Origin of the sequence: Streptomyces sp. NPDC001890 (assembly GCF_042891445.1) — a bacterium.
In the GTDB taxonomy this organism is placed as follows: Bacteria; Actinomycetota; Actinomycetes; order Streptomycetales; family Streptomycetaceae; genus Streptomyces.
In genome coordinates, this window is sequence record NZ_JBIATE010000001.1 from 1,265,144 (window position 1) to 1,285,187 (window position 20,044).

Annotated in this window: 18 protein-coding genes; 8 read left to right on the plus strand and 10 right to left on the minus strand. The window is 71.6% G+C overall.

The window, feature by feature from the left end:
* The first annotated feature begins 180 nt into the window (after positions 1–180).
* The 5 genes from ACFYY1_RS05585 to ACFYY1_RS05605 all read left to right on the plus strand — a co-directional run bounded on the left by ACFYY1_RS05585 (position 181) and on the right by ACFYY1_RS05605 (position 5,250).
* The gene (locus ACFYY1_RS05585; RefSeq protein WP_388581170.1) at positions 181–1,701 is read left to right on the plus strand and encodes an aldehyde dehydrogenase (NADP(+)); all 1,521 of its coding nucleotides are present in this window, start codon (positions 181–183) and stop codon (positions 1,699–1,701) included.
* Complete coding sequence (locus ACFYY1_RS05590) at positions 1,698–2,309, plus strand: DUF1349 domain-containing protein (RefSeq protein ID WP_388581173.1); 612 nt, start codon at positions 1,698–1,700, stop codon at positions 2,307–2,309. The genes ACFYY1_RS05585 and ACFYY1_RS05590 overlap by 4 nt, the downstream gene beginning before the upstream one ends.
* Complete coding sequence (locus ACFYY1_RS05595; protein WP_388581176.1) at positions 2,309–2,824, plus strand: hypothetical protein; 516 nt, start codon at positions 2,309–2,311, stop codon at positions 2,822–2,824. Before ACFYY1_RS05590 ends, ACFYY1_RS05595 begins: the two co-directional genes overlap by 1 nt.
* Positions 2,825–3,340: 516 nt before the next feature.
* Positions 3,341–4,060, plus strand: coding sequence for a DsbA family oxidoreductase (locus ACFYY1_RS05600; protein WP_388581179.1), 720 nt, complete (start codon positions 3,341–3,343; stop codon positions 4,058–4,060).
* 128 nt (positions 4,061–4,188) lie between these two features.
* Positions 4,189–5,250, plus strand: coding sequence for an aminotransferase class V-fold PLP-dependent enzyme (locus ACFYY1_RS05605; protein WP_388581182.1), 1,062 nt, complete (start codon positions 4,189–4,191; stop codon positions 5,248–5,250).
* Positions 5,251–5,266: 16 nt separating this feature from the next.
* Here the strand turns inward: ACFYY1_RS05605 and ACFYY1_RS05610 are convergent, their stop codons facing one another.
* Positions 5,267–5,788, minus strand: coding sequence for a MarR family winged helix-turn-helix transcriptional regulator (locus ACFYY1_RS05610; protein ID WP_388581184.1), 522 nt, complete (start codon positions 5,786–5,788; stop codon positions 5,267–5,269).
* 147 nt (positions 5,789–5,935) lie between these two features.
* Here ACFYY1_RS05610 and ACFYY1_RS05615 point away from each other — a divergent pair, with 147 nt between their 5' ends.
* Positions 5,936–7,012, plus strand: a complete 1,077-nt coding sequence (locus ACFYY1_RS05615) for an alkene reductase (protein ID WP_388581186.1) — start codon at positions 5,936–5,938, stop codon at positions 7,010–7,012.
* A gap of 402 nt (positions 7,013–7,414) precedes the next feature.
* Here ACFYY1_RS05615 and ACFYY1_RS05620 read toward each other — a convergent pair whose 3' ends face one another.
* The 8 genes from ACFYY1_RS05620 to ACFYY1_RS05655 form a co-directional block, all read right to left on the minus strand.
* Positions 7,415–8,653, minus strand: coding sequence for an MFS transporter (locus ACFYY1_RS05620; protein WP_388581189.1), 1,239 nt, complete (start codon positions 8,651–8,653; stop codon positions 7,415–7,417).
* 50 nt (positions 8,654–8,703) lie between these two features.
* On the minus strand, positions 8,704–9,462 hold the full coding sequence (locus ACFYY1_RS05625; RefSeq protein WP_388581192.1) for a GntR family transcriptional regulator: 759 nt from the start codon (positions 9,460–9,462) through the stop codon (positions 8,704–8,706).
* Between the two features lie 212 nt (positions 9,463–9,674).
* A complete protein-coding gene (locus ACFYY1_RS05630) occupies positions 9,675–10,700 on the minus strand; it encodes a VOC family protein (protein ID WP_388581195.1) in 1,026 nt (341 codons plus the stop codon).
* 128 nt (positions 10,701–10,828) lie between these two features.
* Positions 10,829–11,722 carry an ectoine hydroxylase gene (thpD, locus tag ACFYY1_RS05635; RefSeq protein WP_388581198.1) on the minus strand — a complete coding sequence of 298 codons (894 nt, stop codon included), beginning with the start codon at positions 11,720–11,722 and terminating at the stop codon, positions 10,829–10,831.
* Positions 11,723–11,725: 3 nt separating this feature from the next.
* Positions 11,726–12,124: an ectoine synthase gene (locus ACFYY1_RS05640; RefSeq protein WP_093539722.1), complete on the minus strand. Its 399-nt coding sequence runs from the start codon at positions 12,122–12,124 to the stop codon at positions 11,726–11,728.
* A 67-nt stretch (positions 12,125–12,191) separates the two neighbouring features.
* Positions 12,192–13,460: a diaminobutyrate--2-oxoglutarate transaminase gene (ectB, locus tag ACFYY1_RS05645; RefSeq protein WP_388581201.1), complete on the minus strand. Its 1,269-nt coding sequence runs from the start codon at positions 13,458–13,460 to the stop codon at positions 12,192–12,194.
* 45 nt (positions 13,461–13,505) lie between these two features.
* The gene (ectA, locus tag ACFYY1_RS05650; protein ID WP_388581204.1) at positions 13,506–14,036 is read right to left on the minus strand and encodes a diaminobutyrate acetyltransferase; all 531 of its coding nucleotides are present in this window, start codon (positions 14,034–14,036) and stop codon (positions 13,506–13,508) included.
* Between the two features lie 350 nt (positions 14,037–14,386).
* On the minus strand, positions 14,387–15,493 hold the full coding sequence (locus tag ACFYY1_RS05655; RefSeq protein ID WP_388581207.1) for a pyridoxal-phosphate-dependent aminotransferase family protein: 1,107 nt from the start codon (positions 15,491–15,493) through the stop codon (positions 14,387–14,389).
* Between the two features lie 146 nt (positions 15,494–15,639).
* Between ACFYY1_RS05655 and ACFYY1_RS05660 the strand changes: the two genes are divergently transcribed.
* Together ACFYY1_RS05660 and ACFYY1_RS05665 are read left to right on the plus strand one after the other, a co-directional pair.
* Entirely contained in the window at positions 15,640–16,716 is a 1,077-nt protein-coding gene (locus ACFYY1_RS05660) for an amidohydrolase family protein (protein ID WP_388581536.1), read from the plus strand.
* 324 nt (positions 16,717–17,040) lie between these two features.
* Positions 17,041–18,144 carry an SCO1860 family LAETG-anchored protein gene (locus tag ACFYY1_RS05665; protein ID WP_388581209.1) on the plus strand — a complete coding sequence of 368 codons (1,104 nt, stop codon included), beginning with the start codon at positions 17,041–17,043 and terminating at the stop codon, positions 18,142–18,144.
* A 59-nt stretch (positions 18,145–18,203) separates the two neighbouring features.
* Here the strand turns inward: ACFYY1_RS05665 and cobC are convergent, their stop codons facing one another.
* Positions 18,204–19,901, minus strand: coding sequence for an Rv2231c family pyridoxal phosphate-dependent protein CobC (gene cobC / locus ACFYY1_RS05670; protein ID WP_388581212.1), 1,698 nt, complete (start codon positions 19,899–19,901; stop codon positions 18,204–18,206).
* Between the last annotated feature and the right edge of the window lie 143 nt (positions 19,902–20,044).

Here is a 20,044-nt window from a genome sequence, read left to right on the forward strand (position 1 = left end):
ACTTCCTGCACCCGACTTGCACCCGACAAGTGCTCGAACCGGGCGACTTCCGGAACCCGGTGGCTTCTTGCCAACATTGAACGCCCGGAAATAGAGTCGCCGCATATTCACGATCAGGAACTCTGTTCAGAATACCGAACAACTTCTGACATGTGCGGCAGTGGAGCGGAAGGAATCACGGTGGCAGCAGCACCAGTCTGGAGCGTCGACCCCCGCACCGGGAACCCGCGCGAGCAGGTTGCGGTGGAGGCTACAGCGGAGGAGGTCGACCGTGCGGTCCGGGCCGCCCACGCGGTACGCGAATCGCTCGCCGACCGCACCGTGCGCGCCGCCTTCCTGCGCATCGCGGCCGACCTGCTCACCGAGGCCGGGGAGCACGTCATCGAGGCGGCCGACGCCGAGACCGCGCTGGGACCGGCCCGGCTGACCGGTGAACTCGCCCGCACCGCTGCCCAGTTGAGGGCCTTCGCGGAGGTCGTCGACGAGGGCGCCTTCCTCGACATCCACATCGACCACGCGGACGCCGACCGGACCCCGCCCTGGCCCGACCTGCGCCGCTACAAGATCCCGCTCGGCGTCGTCGCCGTCTACGCGGCCAGCAACTTCCCGCTCGCCTTCTCCGTTCCCGGCGGCGACACCGCGAGCGCGCTGGCGGCCGGCTGCCCCGTCGTCGTCAAGGCGCACCCCGACCACCCGGCCACCTCCGAACTGTGCGCCTCCGTACTGCGCAGGGCGGCGGCCAAGGCCGGTCTGCCCGAGGACGTGCTGACCCTGGTGCACGGCTTCGACGCCGGCGTCGAGCTGATCGGTCACCCGCTGGTCTCCGCCGCCGGGTTCACCGGTTCGGTACGCGGCGGCCGCGCCCTGTTCGACGCCGCGGCGGCCCGTCCCCGCCCCATCCCCTTCCACGGCGAACTGGGCTCCCTCAACCCCGTCGTCGTCACCGGGGCGGCCGCCGCCGAGCGCGCCGAGGAGATCGGCGCCGGGCTCGGCGCCTCGATGACCATGGGCGCGGGCCAGTTCTGCACCAAGCCCGGCTTCGTCCTGGCCCCGGCCGGCGAGGCGGGCGACCGGCTGCTGGAGTCCCTGACCGCCGCGGTCAGCGACACCGAGGCCGCGGTCCTGCTCGACCACCGGATGCGTGACGCCTTCCTCGCGGGCGTACGGAAGCGGGCCGCACTCCCCGATGTCCAGGCCCCGGTCACCCCCGGCGCGGGCGGCGACCACACCGTCTCGGCCGGCTTCCTCACCGTGCCGGCGCACCTCCTGGCCGCCGAGGGCCCGCACGACGAACTGCTCGACGAGTGCTTCGGCCCCGTCACCGTCGTCGCCCGCTACACCTCCCACGACGAGATCACCGCCGTGCTCTCCCGGCTCCCCGGCAACCTCACCGCCACCCTCCAGACCGCCACGGACGGCGCCGACGCCGACGCCCCCGCACTGCTCGCGGCGCTCACCCCGCTGGCCGGCCGGGTCCTCGTCAACGGCTGGCCGACCGGCGTCGCGGTGGCCCCCGCCCAGCACCACGGCGGCCCCTACCCGTCCTCCACCTCCACCTCCACCTCGGTCGGCGCCACCGCGATCGAACGCTGGCTGCGCCCGGTCACCTACCAGACCACCCCCGAGGCCCTGCTCCCGCCGGAGCTCCGCGAGGACAACCCCCAGGGCCTTCCGCGGCGGGTGGACGGACGCCGCGCATGACCCCGCACCTCCCCGAACTCCCCTTCGAACTCGTCCCGTTCGGCCCCGGCGGTGACTGGACGTACGAGAACGGCACCCTGACCGGCCGCGCGGGCGCCCGCCAGGACCGCTTCGTACGGCCGGGCGGCGAGGCCCTGGACTCCGCGAGCGACGCCCCCCGCCTGCTCGGCCCCGCGCCCCGGGGCGACTTCCAGCTGATCGCCCGGGTGCGGGTCGGCTTCGAGGCCGCCTTCGACGCCGGGGTGCTCTACCTCCACGTCGGGGAGCGGGAGTGGGCCAAGATCTGCCTGGAACTCTCCCCGGACCGCCCCACCGTCTGCACGGTCGTCACCCGCGGCCACTCCGACGACGCCAACTCCTTCACGGTGGACGGCGACAGCTGCTGGCTGCGCCTGAGCCGCACGGGCAACGCGTTCGCCTTCCACGCCTCCACCGACGGCGAGAAGTGGACCTTCGTCCGCGTCTTCGCCCTCGGCGAGCCGGAACACGCGGCCGACGCCTCGGTCGGCTTCCTGGTCCAGTCGCCGACGGGCGAGGGCTGCGAGGCGTCCTTCGACCGGATCGCGTTCCGCCCGACGGGCCCGGACGACCTGCGGGACGGGAGCTGATGACCGCCCGGAGCGGGGAGACCTTCGGGACCGGCCGTGCGGTGTCCGACATCGAGGCACTGCTCGCCGGTCCCGTGCCCGCCACGGGCCCGACGGCCGGCGAGGGGGAGCCGGACACCGGGGAGTGGTCCGCGACCGCCGGCGAGGGCTTCCGGATCGTGCCGCTCTGGGAGAGCGGCGACCTCGTGGGCGTGTACGAACGCGAGTGGGAGGAGGCCGAGGAGGCCGCCGCCGGGCATCTCGCCGAGCTCGTGGGCGAGCTGGACCGCCGGTGGGGCGCGCACCGGACGGCGGGCATGCGGGTGCCGGTCTTCCGCGACCTCGCGGGTGAGCCCCTGCCGCCGCTGTACCGGGCGCTGTGCGACGCGGACTGTCTCGGGGACCTGAGGGTGTGGGGGCCGGTGGACGGCCGGTGGGTCGCGGTCTCCCTCAACCAGTGCGACGGCGACGCGCCGATGATCCTGGCCGCCGTGGTCGCCGACCGGCCGATCGTGGAGCTCGACGACGGAGAGTGACCTGGACGTTCGCTGCGAACGGCGTCCCATCGGGCGTACCCGGTCTTCCGGTCTTCCACCGGCCTGCGGCGTGGGCAGCGCGTACCCGGCTCACCGCAGGGACAGGGGGCACCGTCTCAAGGAGTCAGCTGCCGCCTCCGCCGCCACCGTTGTTCTTCCGGCCGCCCACCACCGCGGAGATGATCCATGCCGCCAGCGCGACGAGAAAGAACACGACAATGATGGTCGGGAGTGCTGAACCCACAACTCGGTCCCCCTATGCGATGTGTGACCGTTCCTGCCCGAAGTGCGCGGCAGCTCAAGCGACTTGAAGGCCAAGACCGACCGGATCCTACGCGGCTGCGATGACCCCCACCAGTGGTGGCGCCGGTCGGTCCTCCTCCGACGGGCTGCCGGCGCGTCCCCGCGCCGCGGCAGCCGGGGAATGAGGAAGTCCGCTCCCGTGTTGTGCACGGGAGCGGAGGGTGGCTCCGCGCCCTGAGCGGTACGTACGAGGACACGGAGAGTAGAAGAGACATGCGCGTCGAGATCTGGAGCGACATCGCCTGCCCCTGGTGCTACATCGGGAAGGCCCGCTTCGAGAAGGGCCTGGCGGGCTTCGCCCACCGCGACCAGGTCGAGGTCGTGCACCGGTCCTTCGAGCTCGACCCCGGCCGGGCCAAGGGCGACACCGCTCAGGTCGTCGACATGCTGGCGCAGAAGTACGGGCGCACCCGCGAAGAGGCGCAGGCCATGGAGGCGAACGTCGCGGCCAACGCGCGGGCCGAGGGGCTCGGCTACCTCACCGAGGGCCGTGACCACGGCAACACCTTCGACATCCACCGGCTGCTCCACCTGGCCAAGGCCCGCGGCCGCCAGGACGAGCTGCTGAGCCTCGCCTACCGGGCGAACTTCGCCGAGGAGCGGTCCGTCTTCGACGCCGCCGTACTGGTCGAGCTCGCCGTCGAGGCCGGGCTCGACGCCGACGAGGCGCGGGCCGTGCTCGCCGACCCGGAGGCGTACGCGGCCGAGGTGCGGGCCGACGAGCGGGAGGCGTCCGAGCTGGGCGCCAACGCGGTGCCGTTCTTCGTGCTCGACCGCCGCTACGGCATCTCCGGCGGCCAGCCCGCCGAGGTCTTCGCCCAGGCGCTGGAGCAGGCGTGGAAGGACCGCCCGCTCACCACGATCGGCCAGGACGCCGCGGTGTGCGACGCCGACGGCGCCTGCGAGGTCCCGCAGGCCGGTGGCAACGCCTGAGCCCCGTCGCTGCTCCGTGCGGAGCCGCCGGGCCACGGTCACGCCGGCGGCACGCATGAGCACTGCTTGGGTGTTCCCCTCAACTCTTCGTGATTGACCAGGAGGTGAGGGGGCCGCAGGCTGGGCGCATGGAGACTACTTCGCTCAGCCGTGCGGTGAACGCCGAGTTCGCACCGAGGACGACCTACCTCAACACCTCGACCTGCGGGCTGCTGCCCCGGCGGACCGTGGCGGCGGTGCGGGCGCTCGCCGAGGCGGTCGGCTCCGGCAGCCGGGCCGACTCCGGCGACTTCGAAGCGGTGGAAGCGGCCCGGTCCGGCTTCGCCCGGCTCTGCGGGATCGACGCCGACCGGGTCGCCGTCGGCAGTTCGGTCTCCGTGCACGTCGGGCTGATCGCCGCCTCGCTGCCGCCGGGGGCCGAAGTCCTGGCGCCGGAGGGCGAGTTCAGCTCCGTCGTCAGCCCCTTCGCGGTCCGCGGCGACCTCCGGACGCGCTACGCCCCGCTGGACCGGCTGGCCGACGCGGTGGGGCCGGACACCGCGCTCGTCGCCCTCTCCTCCGTGCAGTCGTCCAATGGCCGGATCGCCGACCTGAAGGCGGTACGGGCGGCGGCCGGCGCCCACGGTGCCCGGACGCTGCTGGACGCCACCCAGTCGGCCGGCTGGCTGCCGCTGGACGCCGGGGAGTACGACTACACCGTCACCGGCGGCTTCAAGTTCCTGCTCTGCCCGCGCGGCGCGTCGTTCCTCACCGTCACCGAGGAGGCGCAGCGGACCCTGCCGCCGGTCTTCGCCGGCATGTACGCCGCCGAGGACCCCTGGAACAGCACGTACGGCCCGGTCGGGCCGCTCTCCCGGACCGCGCGCCGCTACGACGAACCGCCCGCCTTCCTCTCGTACCACGGTGCCGAGCAGTCCCTCGCGCTGCTGAACGAGGTCGGTGTGGAAGCCGTCCACGCCCGCGCCACCGGGCTCGCGGCCCGGATGCGGGCGGGGCTGGCCGGGCTGGGGCACGAGGCGGTGCCGGGGGAGTCGGCGATCGTGGCCGTGCCCGGACTCGGCGCGCGGGAGCCGGAACTCGCGCGGGCCGGCGTGGTGGTCTCGAACCGGGCGGGGAGCCTGCGCGCGGCCTTCCACCTGTACAACACGGAGGCCGATGTGGACCGGGCCCTGGACGTGCTCGCCGGCTGACGCCGCCTGCCGGGGATCAGCCGGGTCCGGGGCAGTTCCCGGCTTCCCCGGCCTCCCCGGCCTCTCGGCAGAGGTTCGCCTCGACCTTGGCGAGCAGCCGGGTCAGCTCCTCGCGTTCGGAGGGTTCGAGACCGGCGAGGGTGCGATCCTCCAGCTCCACCCAGGCCCGCTGGACGTCGGAGTGCAGCGCGCAGCTGTCGTCGGTGGCCTCGACCAGGACGGCCCGGCGGTCGTCCGGGTCGGGGCGGCGGCACACGTGCCCGCTCTGTTCGAGCCGCTGGAGCATCTTGGTGACGGTGGAGGGGTCGAGGTCGACGGCCTTGATCAGCTCGGCCTGGCGCACCGCACCGGCGTCCCACAGGCACATCATCAGGAACTCCTGGCCCGGATAGAGCCCGAGCCCCTTGAGCAGTCTGCCCGCGGCGGTCCGGTGCAGCCGGGCGACCCGGGAGAGGGCGTGGCTGACGGGCCCGCCGAGGGCCGCGCTCGGCGGGCCCGGACAGGCGGGGTCTGCGGGTCCGGCTGATCCGGCCTTCATGGGAGCTCCTCGGGCGACGCCCCGGCCCGGCTCCGGTACCGGGTTCCGGCGGCTTTCCGCCCACTTTACATTGGTCGGCCAAGTAATGGGTTACAGTGGCGCCGGTACGGATAGTTGGCCGACCACATAAATGCCCAGGGAGCCCCGATGACCACCGCGTTCGACCCGATCGACCTGTCCGGCACCCGGCTCGCCAACCGCATCGCGATGGCTCCGATGACCCGCAGCCGGGCCGGTGAGGGCGGCACCGCCACGGATCTCGTCGCCCAGTACTACACCCAGCGCGCCTCGGCGGGCCTCATCATCACGGAGGGCGTCCAGCCGTCGGTGGTGGGCCAGGGCTACCCCTCCACCCCGGGGCTGCACGGCGCGGAACAGGTCGCGTCCTGGCGCAAGGTCACCGACGCGGTGCACGCGGCGGGCGGCCGGATCTTCGCCCAGCTGATGCACGCGGGCCGGATCGGCCACCCGGACGTGCTGCCGGGCGGTCTGACCCCGGTCAGCGCGTCAGCGGTCAGGCCGGCCGGCCGGCTCTTCACCGGCACGGGCATGAAGGACTTCATCACCCCGCGCGAACTGACCGGTGACGAGGTCAGCCGGACCATCGCCGACTTCGCGACGGCCGCCCGCAACGCGGTCGACGCCGGTTTCGACGGGGTCGAGCTGCACGGTGCCAACGGCTACCTCATCCACCAGTTCCTCGCCCCCAACACCAACCTGCGCGACGACGAGTGGGGCGGCTCCGAGGAGGCCCGCATCCGGTTCGCCGTCGAGGTGGTCAAGGCCGTCGCCGCCGAGATCGGCGCGGAGCGGACCGGGCTGCGGATCTCGCCGGGAAACCCGTACAACGACATCGACGAGCCCGCGCCGGCGGCCGTCTACACCGCGCTGGTGCGGGAGATCGACCCGCTCGGCCTCGCCTATCTGCACGTCCTGGAGGCGGTGGAGATCCGCGAGCTGACCCTCGCGCTGCGCAAGCAGTTCTCCGGCACGTTCGTCCTCAACGCGCTGACGGACGGCCCGACCGGCCCGGACGACCACTCGCTGGTCGACGACGGGATCGCCGACATCATCGCGTACGGCGCCCTGTTCATAGCCAACCCGGACCTGCCGGCCCGGCTGAAGGCCGGCGGCCCGTTCAACACCCCGGACCCGTCGACCTTCTTCGGCGGCGACGCGAAGGGCTACGTCGACTACCCGGCGCTGGACGACGCCCGGGTCTGACTCCCGTTCGGACCACGCCGCTCGCGGGCGCCCGAAGGGATCCTTCGGGCGCCGACGGATACACTCAAGTCGCCCGAGGAACCGTGTAGTTCATGAAGAGGGGACGGCACTGAAGGGCCGGACGTCGCACACCGCGGATCGGGGCGCGGGCGCGGAGCCCGGACGCCTTTGCCGATCCACTCCGAAGGGAGCGACATGGAACTGGCGGGCTGGGTGACTGTAGGGACGGCTGCGGTCGTTGGGGTTTTCACTGTTGTGGGACACCTCTTCGACCAGGTCCCTGCGCTTTCCCAAAAGATGATCACAGCGATTCGGTCTGTTCGCGCGGTGCGCGACGAGGTGAAGGCCAGTCGGAAGTGATCCGGGCCCCGCGAGGATTCCCCGACTCCCCGCGGGGCTCACTCACTCGGCGGGCACTTCGCGCATGGTCCGCAGCGGCGACAGAAAACCGGGGAGAACGCTCAGCGTCATACCCGCCGCACCGATCCACAAGGTGCTTGTCGCCCCGAACGCGGTACCCGAGGCTCCGCCCAGGAGACCGCCGACAGGAATGCCGCCCCAGGACACGAATCGGGTTGTCGCGCTCATCCGGCCGAGAAGCCGGTCCGGTGTCAGGGCCTGTTGGAAGCTCGATTGAGCCACCACACGAACGACTCCGCCCAGCGAAAGAGCCGCAAGTCCGATCGCAGCCGCACACAGGCTCCAGCCCGGTCGCGCCAACGGCATGAGGACGCTCGACGGACAGGTGACCAGTGCCGCGAGCCAGATGACCCGACCCTGCCCGATCCACTTCGAGGCCGTGGTTGCCGTCAGCGCTCCGAGCAGGGCACCACAACCCATCCCGGACAGAACGAGGCCGATACCGAAGGGCTGGAGACCCATCTCCCGTTCCAGGAAGATCAGCAACATGGTTTGATACATGACCAGAAACAGGTTGAATATCGAATCTCCCAGCATGATCGCGCGGAGGGCGGGGTGTTCGAGGACGAACCCGATCCCCTCCTTGATCTCCCGACGCAGTTGAGGCTTTCCACTCGGCTCCGGCTTCGGTTCGCGTCTGCGGATGGTGAGCGCGAGCAGCCCCGACACAGCCATTCCGGCCGAACTCACCAAGAGGGTCGCGGGGGCTCCGACCAGGCCGACCAGCGGCCCTGCCGCCGCCGGTCCGCTGATACTGGTCACCGAGCGTATTGCCGAAAGTTTCGAGTTTCCTTCCACGAGATTGCCGCGGCCCACCAAGTGCGGGAGATAGCTGACGTACGCGACATCGAAGAAGACCGTCAGCACTCCATGGAGCAGGGCGACCGTGCAGAGCCACCAGATGGTGAGAAGGCCGGCCCACCACGCGACAGGTATCGTCAGCAGGACCAGCGCGCGCACGAGATCAGTGCTGATCAATACCGATCGCTTCCGCATGCGGTCCACCCACGCGCCCGCCGGCAGCCCGACCAGGAGCGAGCCCGCGGTGGTCATCGCGGCCAGCAGTCCGACCTGGAACTCATCGGCATTCAGTGCCATGACGGCAACCAGAGGCAGGGCCAGGAAGATGATGCGGTCGCCCAGCTGTCCGAGCGCGGTGGCAGCGAACAAACGCCCGAAGTCCCGGTCGCGCAGGAGTCCGAGCCGGGAGGTTTTTGACATGCGTGTCCCCCTGCTGTCAGAAGTGAGATGAGCGCCGTCGGCTTCAACGGCTACGGACGGTCGACTCCGAACTCGTAGACCACTTCCCGACGTACGTCAGGAATGACCAGGTCGGCGGTCTCCACCGGGCGGCCGCCGGTGTCGTGGATGGTGCGCTCGATCTGGAGCACGAGGTCCCCCACGCTGATTCCCAGCAGGTTCGCCTGTACCTGGGTGGCACGGGCCGGGCGCGGAACCTCCACCACGGTCGAGACGACCACGCCGATGGACCGCATGCGCTCGACCACCCCCTTTCCGGCCAGGGGACCCATCTCGGGCAGCACGATCGGAGTTCCGGCCGTGATGGCCATCGGCTCCCACGATTCGGAGAGCTGGACGGGCTGCCCGCCGGCGAGGAACTCGTAATGCGTGTGCACGCAGAGGTCGCCAGGCCCGATGCCGAGCCGCACGGCGACTTCTTCAGGGGCAGGGACGCGCACCTCGCTGTGCGAGTCCCAGGAGTCGGCGTCGCCCCGTTGCCCCGCTCCGGCGTTGGGGGAGCAGCCGAAACCGCGGTCCCGGTGGAGCGAGCGGACCAGCCGCAGGCGTTCGCGCGGAGTGCGGACGTAGGTGCCCGAGCCGGCGCGTCCTTCGAGGAGACCGTCGTTGATCAGACGGTCCATGGCCCGCTGCATGACGTTGCGCCCGACCCCGTACTCCTCGGAGAGCCGTGCCCGGGACGGCAGGCGCTCGCCGATCCGCCACTCTCCTGCGAGAATCCGTGCGCGCAGGACCTCGGCTACTGCGAGGTACGGAGCTTCTCGGGGCATGCGTGATCCTCCGGTCGTTCTGCTCTGCGGCAGCTGGCCGTTCCCAGTGGGCGTTGGCAAGCTACTGCACCCGGAGAAAGCTGCTGGAGTAGAAATACGCTCGGCGCCCGGCAAGCAGACCGCCCCGACCCGCAGTCCGGCCGACCGGGCACCCTGGCACGCCCCCACGAGGTCGGACCATTACCGGAGCCCCCGCCCGGCCCCGGCCCGCGCTACTCCTGGCCGGACTCGTCCAGCGGCGCGCTGCGCCACTTCCACGAGGTGACGCGGGGGTGGCCGGGCAGCTCGCCGCGTCCGGTGGCCCAGAGCAGCACGGCCCACCGGTCGGCGTCCTTCGGGGCGTCCGGGAACAGCCGGGCCAGCACCCGGTCGCAGAGGCCGGCGGGCGGGGTCCAGCCGGCCCCCAGGCTCGCGGCGATGTCATGCGTGTGCACCAGGGTCTCCACGATGCCCATCGCGGCGAAGCCCTCCGGGTCGGACACCCCGTAGGAGTGGTACGAGCGGACCTCGGGCGGAGTCGTCCGCACCATCGAGGCGAGCAGCGCGCCGCAGGCCTCCAGCGTCAGGAGCAGCCCGGCGGTTGTGGCCGACCGGTCCGCGAAGACCGCGTTCGCCGGACCGCCCTCGCGGTCGGCGCTCCAGCGGTACGGGACGTACGCGTCCACCGACGGCCGCTGCGGCCCCAGTTGGGCCGCGTAGCTGAAGAGGTCGTCGCTCAGATGCTCGGCGGTCTCCCAGCAGGTCCACTCCAACGACCCTGCCGGGGAGTGCCACTTGTCCACCGGGGAGTCCCGGAGCGTGTCGATCGCGAGACGTACCGCGGTGGTCACGTCGTCCGCCGTGACCGGCAGCCGGGTCCCGGTCAGGGCCGCCCGTTCCGCCGCACCGCACTCGACGCAGAACTCGTTGCCCTCGGGGTCGCCGAGCGTCGCCCAGCCCCGCCCGTTCGGTTTGCGGTGGTCGGCGACGAGCGTGGCGCCCAGACCGAGCAGTCGCTCGACCTCCTCGTCGCGGGTCCGGTCCTGCGGCTGGATGTCCAGGTGGACGCGGTTCTTGCCGTTCCTGGGCTCCGGTACCTGGATGAAGAGCAGCGCGGCGCCGGGAGCCTCGACGAGCGCCTCGGGGTCACCGGGGGCGTCCTCGTCGGAGAGCGGGGCGTCGAGCACCTCGGACCAGAAGCGGGCGAGTCCGTAGGCGTCGGAGCAGTCGATGGTGATGTGACGTACGAGTGAGGTCATGGGGCCCACCCTCGCCGCCGACCGCCGTGCCGGTCCAGCGATTTCGGCGCGGGAGGCGCGGGAGGCGCGGAAGGCGCGGAGGCGCGGGAGGGGCGTCGGCGCGGATGACGCCCCTCCCGCGGGTCACCTCATCGCACCGGGGTGAAGTCCCTCGCCCCGATGAACTCCGGACGCCGCGCCGGTGCCGCGAACGGCTCCTCGGCGGCGTTCTCCACGCTGTTGAAGACGATGAAGACATTGCTGCGCGGGTACGGGGTGATGTTGTCGCCCGAGCCGTGCATGCAGTTGCAGTCGAACCAGGTCGCCGAACCCGCCCGGCCCGTGAAGAGCTTGATGCCGTGCCGGTCGGCCAGCTTCGTCAGGGCCTCGTCGGACGGGGTTCCGGCGTCCTGCATCTTCAGGGACTTCTTGTAGTTGTCCCTGGGCGTCTCGCCCGCGCAGCCGAGGAACGACTTGTGCGAACCGGGCATGATCATCAGCCCGCCGTTGGTGTCGTGATTCTCCGTCAGCGCGATCGAAACGGACACCGCCCGCATGTTCGGCAGCCCGTCCTCGGCGTGCCAGGTCTCGAAGTCCGAGTGCCAGTAGAACCCCGAGGCGCCGAAGCCCGGCTTGACGTTGATCCGGGACTGGTGGACGTACACGTCCGAGCCGAGGATCTGCCGGGCCCGGCCCACCACCCGCTCGTCCTCGACCAGCCGGGCGAAGACCTCGCTGATCCGGTGGACCTCGAAGACCGACCGTACCTTCTGCGACTTCGGCTCGATGATCGAGCGCTCGTCGGCCCGCACCGCCGGATCGGCGATCAGCCGTTCGAGTTCGGAGTGGCAGGCGGCGACCTCTTCGGGGGTGATCAGCTGGTCGACGGTGAGGAAGCCGTCGCGCTCGAAGCCCTGGAGGTCCCGCACGGCCACCGGGCCGGGGGTGCCGGGCGGGGACCAGATCACCGGGTCCTGGCGGGGGGTGGTCATCTCGGCGGTGCCGCGCGTGGGGTAGAGGTCGGTGCGTCCGGCGGTGGTCATGGTTCAGCCCTCCTCGGTCAGCAGCGGATAGACACCGTTCTCGTCGTGCTCCTCCCGCCCGGTGACCGGCGGGTTGAAGACGCAGACGCAGCGGAAGTCGGTCTTCGGCCGCATGGTGTGGTGCTCGTGGCCGTTCAGCAGATACATCGTGCCGGGGGTGATCCAGTGCTTCTCGCCGGTCTCGTCGTTGGTGAGTTCGGCCTCGCCCTCGACACACAGGACGGCCTCGATGTGGTTCGCGTACCACATCGACGTCTCGGTGCCCGCGTACATCGTGGTCTCGTGGAGGGAGAAGCCCACCTTCTCCTGCGCGAGCACGATGCGCTTGCTCTCCCAGGTGCCGGAAGCGGCCTTCACATGCCGGTCGGTGTTCTCGATGTCGCTGAACGATCGGACGATCACGGTGGGTCGGTACCTTTCTCTCTGCGGTGGTGCTTCTCGTCGGACCCGCTCCGGGGCGGGGCCGGAATCAGACGGTGTCGCGGACCGCGCGGGCCAGCGTGCGCAGGCCCTCGTCCAGCTCGTCGGGGGTGATGATCAGCGGCGGCAGCAGCTTCACGACCTCGCTGCGCGGGCCGGAGGTCTCCACCAGCAGCCCCAGTTCGAAGGCGCGGGCGCAGATCGCGGCGGCGCGCGCCTCGTCCGTGAACTCCACGCCCCAGACCAGGCCGCGGCCCCGGTACCGCGCGCCGAGCGCGGAGTGCTCGTCGCAGATCGCGAGCAGCGCCTGCTCGATCTGCTCACCCCGGACCAGGGTCTGCTTCTCCGTCTGGCCGTCCGCCCAGTAGGCGTCCAGCGCGGCGGCGGCCGTGACGAACGCCGGGTTGTTGCCGCGGAAGGTGCCGTTGTGCTCGCCCGGCCCCCAGATGTCCAGCTCCGGGTTGAACAGGCAGAGGGACATGGGCAGTCCGTAGCCGCTGATGGACTTCGACAGGGTCACGATGTCGGGGACGATGCCGGCCTCCTCGAACGAGAAGAACGACCCGGTGCGTCCGCAGCCCATCTGGATGTCGTCGACGATCAGGAGCATGTCGCGGCGCCGGCACAGATCGGCCAGCGCCCGCAGCCACTCGGGGCGCGCCACATTGATGCCGCCCTCGCCCTGCACCGTCTCGACGATCACGGCGGCGGGCTTGTTGAGCCCGGAGCCCTGGTCCTCCAGGAGCCGTTCGAACCAGAGGAAGTCGGGCACCTTGCCGTCGAGGTAGTTGTCGAACGGCATCGGGGTGCCGTGCACGAGCGGGATGCCGGCGCCGGCCCGCTTGAAGGCGTTGCCGGTGACGGCGAGCGAGCCGAGCGACATGCCGTGGAAGGCGTTGGTGAAGGACACGATGGACTCGCGCCCCTTCACCTTGCGGGCCAGCTTCAGCGCCGCCTCGACCGCGTTGGTGCCCGTCGGCCCGGGGAACATCACCTTGTACGGGAGGTCGCGCGGGCGCAGCACGGTGTTCTGGAAGGACTCCAGGAAGGTCCGCTTGGCCGTGGTGGCCATGTCCAGGCCGTGGGTGATGCCGTCGCGCTCGATGTAGTCGATCAGCGCACGTTTCAGCACCGGGTTGTTGTGGCCGTAGTTGAGCGACCCCGCGCCGGCGAAGAAGTCGAGGTAGCTGTGGCCGTCCTCGTCGGTCAGCCGGGTGCCCTGCGCACGGTCGAACACGGCGGGCCAGCCGCGGCAGTAGCTCCGTACCTCCGACTCCAGGGTCTCGAAGACACTCAGCGCGGGCGGGGTGATGGTCACAGGGGATCTCCTGCTTGAGAGAGGGGGGTGAGGGCGCCAGGAGGCTCAGGCGTGGAACGGGCCGATGCGGTAAAGGACTTCGGGCAGGTGGTTCCCCTCGGGGAACAGCCCGCCGTCGAAGAGCACCTCGCGGTCCAGGGCCACGTCGTGGCGCTGTGCGTACGAGGTGAACAGCCGGTCCGACGCGGTGTTGTCCGGGGTGACGGTCGTCTCGACCGAGGCCAGGCCCTGTGCGGCGGCGACCCGGGAGGTCAGCGCGTCCAGCAGCTTTCCGGCGAGCCCCGCCCCGCGGTGGGCGTGGTCGACGGCCACCTGCCAGACGACGAGCGTTCCGGGACGGTCAGGCCGGAGGTACCCCGTCACGAAGGCGACGGGTTCGCCGCTCTCGCCCCGGGCGACCACGGAGGTCGCGGTGAAGTCACGGCACCACAGCAGGTAGCTGTACGAGGAGTTGAGGTCCAGGACCTCGGAGTCGCGGGCGATGCGCCAGATCGCGGCCCCGTCCTCCACTCGTGGGGTGTCGATGGTGATGAATTCGTTTCGGGCACTTGCAAAATCTGCTGGTGCGGCGGTCATGCAAATTGAATTTACCCAGCAAATTTCCAAATTGCATCGACGCGAGGGGTTGGGCGGGATAGCCCTCTGTGTTATCACGCGGGCGCGTGCCCCGGCGCGAGCGGGCTGCTTTTTCTGTTGTTTTGGGTGCTATTTATCCGGCATAACGGTCGCGTTGTGGAGTAGGTCACATGGTTGTAACTCTCCGGCGACGCGACGGAATTGTGTGGTTCGTGCCCGCTCGGAGTCTCCGGAAACTCGGGTGTTTAGGGTCCGGGAAACCGGGCAGAAGAATGCGGGGAGCTGCTCTGAATAAAGCAGCTCCCCGCATTCGGGTCCGGTATTCGGGAAATATTTGGTCCGGCCCGGATTTATTCGCTCGGCCAGGTTTCCGAAACGGCCTTGCGGGCAGCTTCGAAGTCGACCTGCCGGCCCGCGTCGGCCAGCGCCGCCCCCAGAGCCGCGAGCGAGGACAGCACCGCGCCCCGCGTCGCATCCACACCGTAGTGATTGACCCGGATCATCTCCTTGGACAGCGCGCCCCCGCCCGCGATCAGCGGCAGCGCGGGGTCGGCCGCGAGCGCCCGTGCGACCAGCCCGGCGGCGTCGACCCCTTCGGGGGCACGCAGCGTCGTCGCGACCGGCGCCGCCTCCGCGGCCTCGTGCACGTACGGCGAGAGGCCGCCGCCGAGCGCCACCGCACCCGCGCGCGTCGCCGCGGCGGCCGCGGCGTGACGGTCCATCAGCGCGTCCAGGCCCTCGGTCTCGATGCGCTCCACACATGCCTCCAGCGCCAGCATCTCCAGCTGGGCGGGGGCGTGCAGCAGGGCCTTGCGGCCGCCGTCGATCCAGCGCTCCTTCCAGTCCAGCAGCGAGAGGTAGGAGCGGCGCGGAGCCTCGGGGTTGGCGGCGATCCGCTCCCAGGCGCGCTCGCTCACCGACACCGCCGACACCCCGGCCGGGCCGCCCATCGCCTTCTGCGCGCCGATCACGCAGAGGTCGACGCCCCACACGTCCGGCAGCAGCGGCTCGGCACCCACCGAGGCGACGGCGTCCAGCATGAACAGCGCCCCGTGCGAACGGACCACCTCACCGATCTCGGCGACCGGATTGGTGTTGCCGGTCGCCGCCTCCGCGTGGACCAGGGAGACGAAGTCGATCTCCGGGTGCTCGGACAGCGCCCGCGCGACCTGGTCGGCGGTGACCGCCGTGTGGAAGGGGACCGCGAGATCGACCACATTGGCGCCGCAGTCCCGCAGCCAGTTCCCGAAGGTCTGCCCGTACGGCCCGGTGACGACGTTCAGCGCGGTCGAGCCGGGCCGGGCGCCGCCCCGGATGCAGCCTTCGAGGGGGAGCAGCGCCTCGCCCTGCATGATGACGACGTCCTGCTCGGTGGCGAGGAGGCCGGCCACCCGCTTCTCGATGGCCGCGAAGTGCGCGGCGGTGAGCGGGGCGAGGTCGAGGAAGGGGTGCGTCACGGTGGTGCTCTCTTCGGATCGGGTCGGTGCGCGGTGCCGCGTACGGTCGGTGCTTCCGTCGAAGCGTACCGAGGCCCCGCGCGCCGCCTCGTACAGTGCCGCCCACTCGTACAGTGCTGCCCATGAGTGATCACAAGGCATCTCAGGTGCTGCACGTGAAGGGGCGGGTGCTCGTCGGCCCCGACGACGTCCGGGACGAGCTCTGGGTGGTCGACGGGCGGATCTCGTACGGCCGGCCGGCCGGTGCGGACGGGGCGGTGACGGTCACCGGCTGGGTGCTGCCCGGTCTGGTGGACGCCCACTGCCACGTCGGGCTCGACCACCACGGCGCCGTGGACGCGGCGACCAGTGAGAAGCAGGCCCTCGCCGACCGGGAGGCGGGCGCGCTGCTGCTGCGGGACGCGGGGTCGCCGGCCGACACCCGGTGGATCGACGACCGCGAGGACCTGCCGAAGATCATCAGGGCCGGCCGGCACATCGCCAGGCCCCGCAGGTACACCCGGAACTACGCCCACGAGATCGAGCCCGACGAGCTGGTCGCGTACGTCGCCCAGGAGGCGCGCCGCGGTGACGGCTGGGTGAAGCTGGTCGGCGACTGGATCGACCGGGAGGTGGGCGATCTGACGGCCCTCTGGCCGCGCGAGGCCGTCGAGGCGGCCATCGCCGAGGCGCACCGGCTCGGCGCCCGGGTCACCGCGCACTGCTTCGCCGAGGACTCGCTGCGCGATCTCGTGGAGGCCGGGATCGACTGCGTCGAGCACGCCACCGGACTCACCGAGGACACCATTCCGCTGTTCGCCGAGCGCGGTGTGGCGATCGTCCCCACCCTGGTCAACATCGCCACCTTCCCCTCGCTCGCGGCGGGCGGCGAGGCCAAGTTCCCCCGCTGGTCCGCCCATATGCGGCGGCTGCACGAGCGGCGCTACGACACGGTGCGCGCGGCGTACGACGCCGGGGTCCCGGTCTTCGTCGGCACCGACGCGGGCGGTGTGCTCGCCCACGGGCTGGTGGCGGACGAGGTCGCCGAGCTGGTGAAGGCGGGCATCCCGGCCCTGGACGCGCTGTCCGCGACGACCTGGGGCGCGCGCCGGTGGCTGGGGCGGCCGGTGCTGGAGGAGGGCGCCCCGGCGGACCTGGTGGTGTACGACGAGGACCCGAGGGCGGACGTACGGGTACTCGCGGCGCCGCGGCGGGTGGTGCTGAACGGGCGGGTGATCGGCTGAGTCCGCCGGCCCCGCGACGGGGTGCGCCGTGTTGACCGGCAGTTACCGAATCCCGGCACTGTCGTTGAAGCACTTTCGCGCGCACCCCGGCGCAGTCGGCTCCGGTGCGGTGCGCGCTCGGTGGATCGGGTGACCCGGAGGAACGAACGTACCGAGATATTCGAATACAGGCGCGGAAACCCCCCTTTGGGGTGAACTCACGTCAGGTGTCCGCCAGTTCACCCTCCGTGCGTAAAGATTTCGGGGTCGAGGCCACCGGAGCTCTCGATGTCCCCCATTGGACGGCACCGGTGGCTCCATGTCTCTTGTGGGGGTTCCACCACCTTGAACAGCAACACCTTCCGCCTGGCCGCCCTGGCGGTCGCAGCCGCTCCCGTCGCCCTGCTGGTCGCCGCCCCGGCGCAGGCCGCCCCCGCGGCCACCACGACCACCGGTGGCGGGAAGGCGAGCGCGGTCGTGCTCCGTACCGCACTCGACGTCTCGCTCCTGAACAAGACGGTCGACGTGCCGCTCAAGGCCACGCTCAACGAGGTGCAGGCACCCGCCGGCGCCAAGGAGACCGCGCTCAGCGTGCGGCTCGACGGTGTGGAGGGCGGCCGGCCGGTCAACGTGCTCGCCGCCGATGTGGCCACCGCGAACGCGACCGCCGACAAGCACCGGGCGGAGGGCTACAGCAATGTGGCCAAGGCCCGGGTGCATGTGCCCGGACTGCCGCTGCTCTCGCTGATCGAGGTGGAGAAGGTCACGTCCAGGGCTGTCTGCGAGGTGGGCAGGAAGCCGGTCGCCGAGTCGAACGTGCTGGGACACGTGTCGGTCCTCGGCAAGCGCATCGACCTCACCGCGGGCGGCACCACGAGGGTCGCGGTCCCGGCCGTCGGCGAGGTGACCCTCGACCTCTCGAAGACGCGCACCACCTCGCGCACCGCCGCGGCGACCGCGTTGCAGCTGAAGGTCTCCGTCAACCCGCTCAAGCTGAACGTCGCCGATGTGCAGGGCGAGATCACGCTCGCCGAGGCGACCTGCGAGACGCCGAAGCCGACCGTACCGGGCGGCGGCAACAACGGCGGTACGAGCAACGGAGGTTCCAGCAACGGAGGTTCGAGCAACGGCGGGTCCAGTGACGGCGGGTCCGGCAACGGCGGTTCGACCGGCGGCGGATCGAACGGCGGTGGTTCGAACGGCGGTGGTTCGGGCAACGGCGGTTCGACCGGCGGCGGGTCCGGTGACGGAGGCAACAGCGGAAGCAGTGGCACCAGCGGCGGCGGCGTGAAGCCCCAGACCGGCACCGGCAACGGATCAGCCACCGAATCGAACCTCGCGGAGACGGGCAGCAGCTCCACCACTCCGTACCTCGCGGGCGGCGCGGCCGTACTGCTGGCGGCGGGCGCCGGGGCGGTGGTCGTGGCCAGGCGGCGCGCCCGTAGCTGACCCGGTCCGCAGGGCGCCCGAGCGGGGCAGCCGGTGCGAGTCTCCCACCGGCTGTCCCGTCAGCGCACCGACGCGCCCAGCGTCTGCAGCGCCTGGTCGAACGCCTGGAGGAAACGATTCGTCGTGACACGGTCGCGCACGGCCAGCCGCAGCCACTCGGGACCGAGCCCGGGGAACGTGTCTCCGCGCCGCGCCGCGAACCCCAGCAGCCGCAACCGCTCCCGTACCTCGGCGGCGCGCTCCAGCCGCACCAGGACGAACGGCGCCTCGGCCGGCTCCGCCACCCGCACCTCGGTGAACTCCCTCAGCCCCGCCACCAGATGGGCCCGGTCCACCGCGATCCGCTCCGCGGCCGCCGCCGCCTCGGCCAGGGCCCGCGGCTCCATGCACGCCTCGGCGGCGGTCAGCGCCGGGGCCGACACCGGCCACAGCGGCTGGGTCTCCTCCAGCGCGCGGACGATGCCGGGCTCGGCCAGCACGTAACCGATCCGCAGCCCCGCGAGCCCCCAGGTCTTGGTGAGGCTCCGCAGTACGACCAGCCCCGGGACGTCCGTACGCCCGCACAGGCTCTCGCGCTCGCCCGGCACCGCGTCCATGAACGCCTCGTCGACCACCAGCGTCCGGCCGGGACGGGCCAGTTGCTCCACCATTGCCGACGGATGCAGCACCGACGTGGGGTTGGTCGGATTGCCGACCACCACCAGATCCGCGTCCTCGGGCACCGCCGACGGGTCCAGTCGGAATCCGTCCTCGGCCCGCAGCAGCACCCGGCCCACCTCGTGCCCGGCCGCGCGCAGCGCCGCCTCCGGCTCGGTGAACTGCGGATGGACCACGACGGGACGGCAGACCGGCAGCGCCCGTGCGATCAGCACGAACGCCTCGGCCGCACCCGCCGTGAGCAGCACCCGCTCCTGGGGCAGCCCGTGCCGGTCCGCGACCGCCGCCCGAGCGGCCCGGCCGTCCGGGTAGGCGGCGAGCGAGCCCAGCGACCCGGCTATCCGTTCCCTCAGCCAGGCCGGGGGAGTACCGGCCCGTACGTTGACGGCGAGATCGGTCAGATCCCGGTCCCGTCCCCGTACTTCCGCGTCACCGTGGTGCCGCAGATCGTGCGCGCCCGCGCCTGTCGCGTCGGGACTTTCGATGGGAGTGTGCATGACCGCCGTGGGGGTGATGGTGGTGATGGCCGTCGTCGTGGGGACGGGGGCCGGCTGCCGCGGCCGTCCCGGTTCATCCTCTGAGTACGGCAGAACGACTATGCGCCCGGCACCGGGCTTCACGCAACGGCCGGGACCGGGAGGTACGTCCGGCGTCGGGAGGGCGCCGGCCGCCGGGACGGGCGGACCGCGGCGTACCACCGCGCAGGTCGCCATCGCCGCCCGCCCCCGCGGGGCCGACTTCCGCTTGGGCACCAGGAGCTCACCCCCCGCCGCGAGCGCGGCTGCCTCCGCGACCGACGGCGTCCCGACGGCGGTGAGCGGCGCGCCGGACGGACCGGGCACCTCTATCCGGGCCAATTCCCCGGCCGGGTACGTCCGCAGCGGTACGCCGAGCACCGCGGCCGCCGCGACGATGCCCGGCTCGTCCGCCTTGGCGTCCACGGTCACCAACTCCGCGATGCCCGTTGGCGAGAGCCCGGCCTCGCGCAGGGTGTCCCGGATCAGCCCGAGGATCTCGTCGGCCGGTGCGCCCCTGGACGCGCCGACCCCGACGGCGAGCGACGCGCCGGGCGCGCCGGCCGCGGCGACGGCTTCGGACATGGAGCGGTTTCCCTTCACAGGAGTGCGCGGTTCACAAGGAGCGCACGGTTCACAAGGAACGCACGGATCGCAAGGAGTGTGCGGTTCACAGCGAGTGCGCGGTCCAAAAGGAGCGCACGGGCGCGGGCGCGCTGAGATGCGCG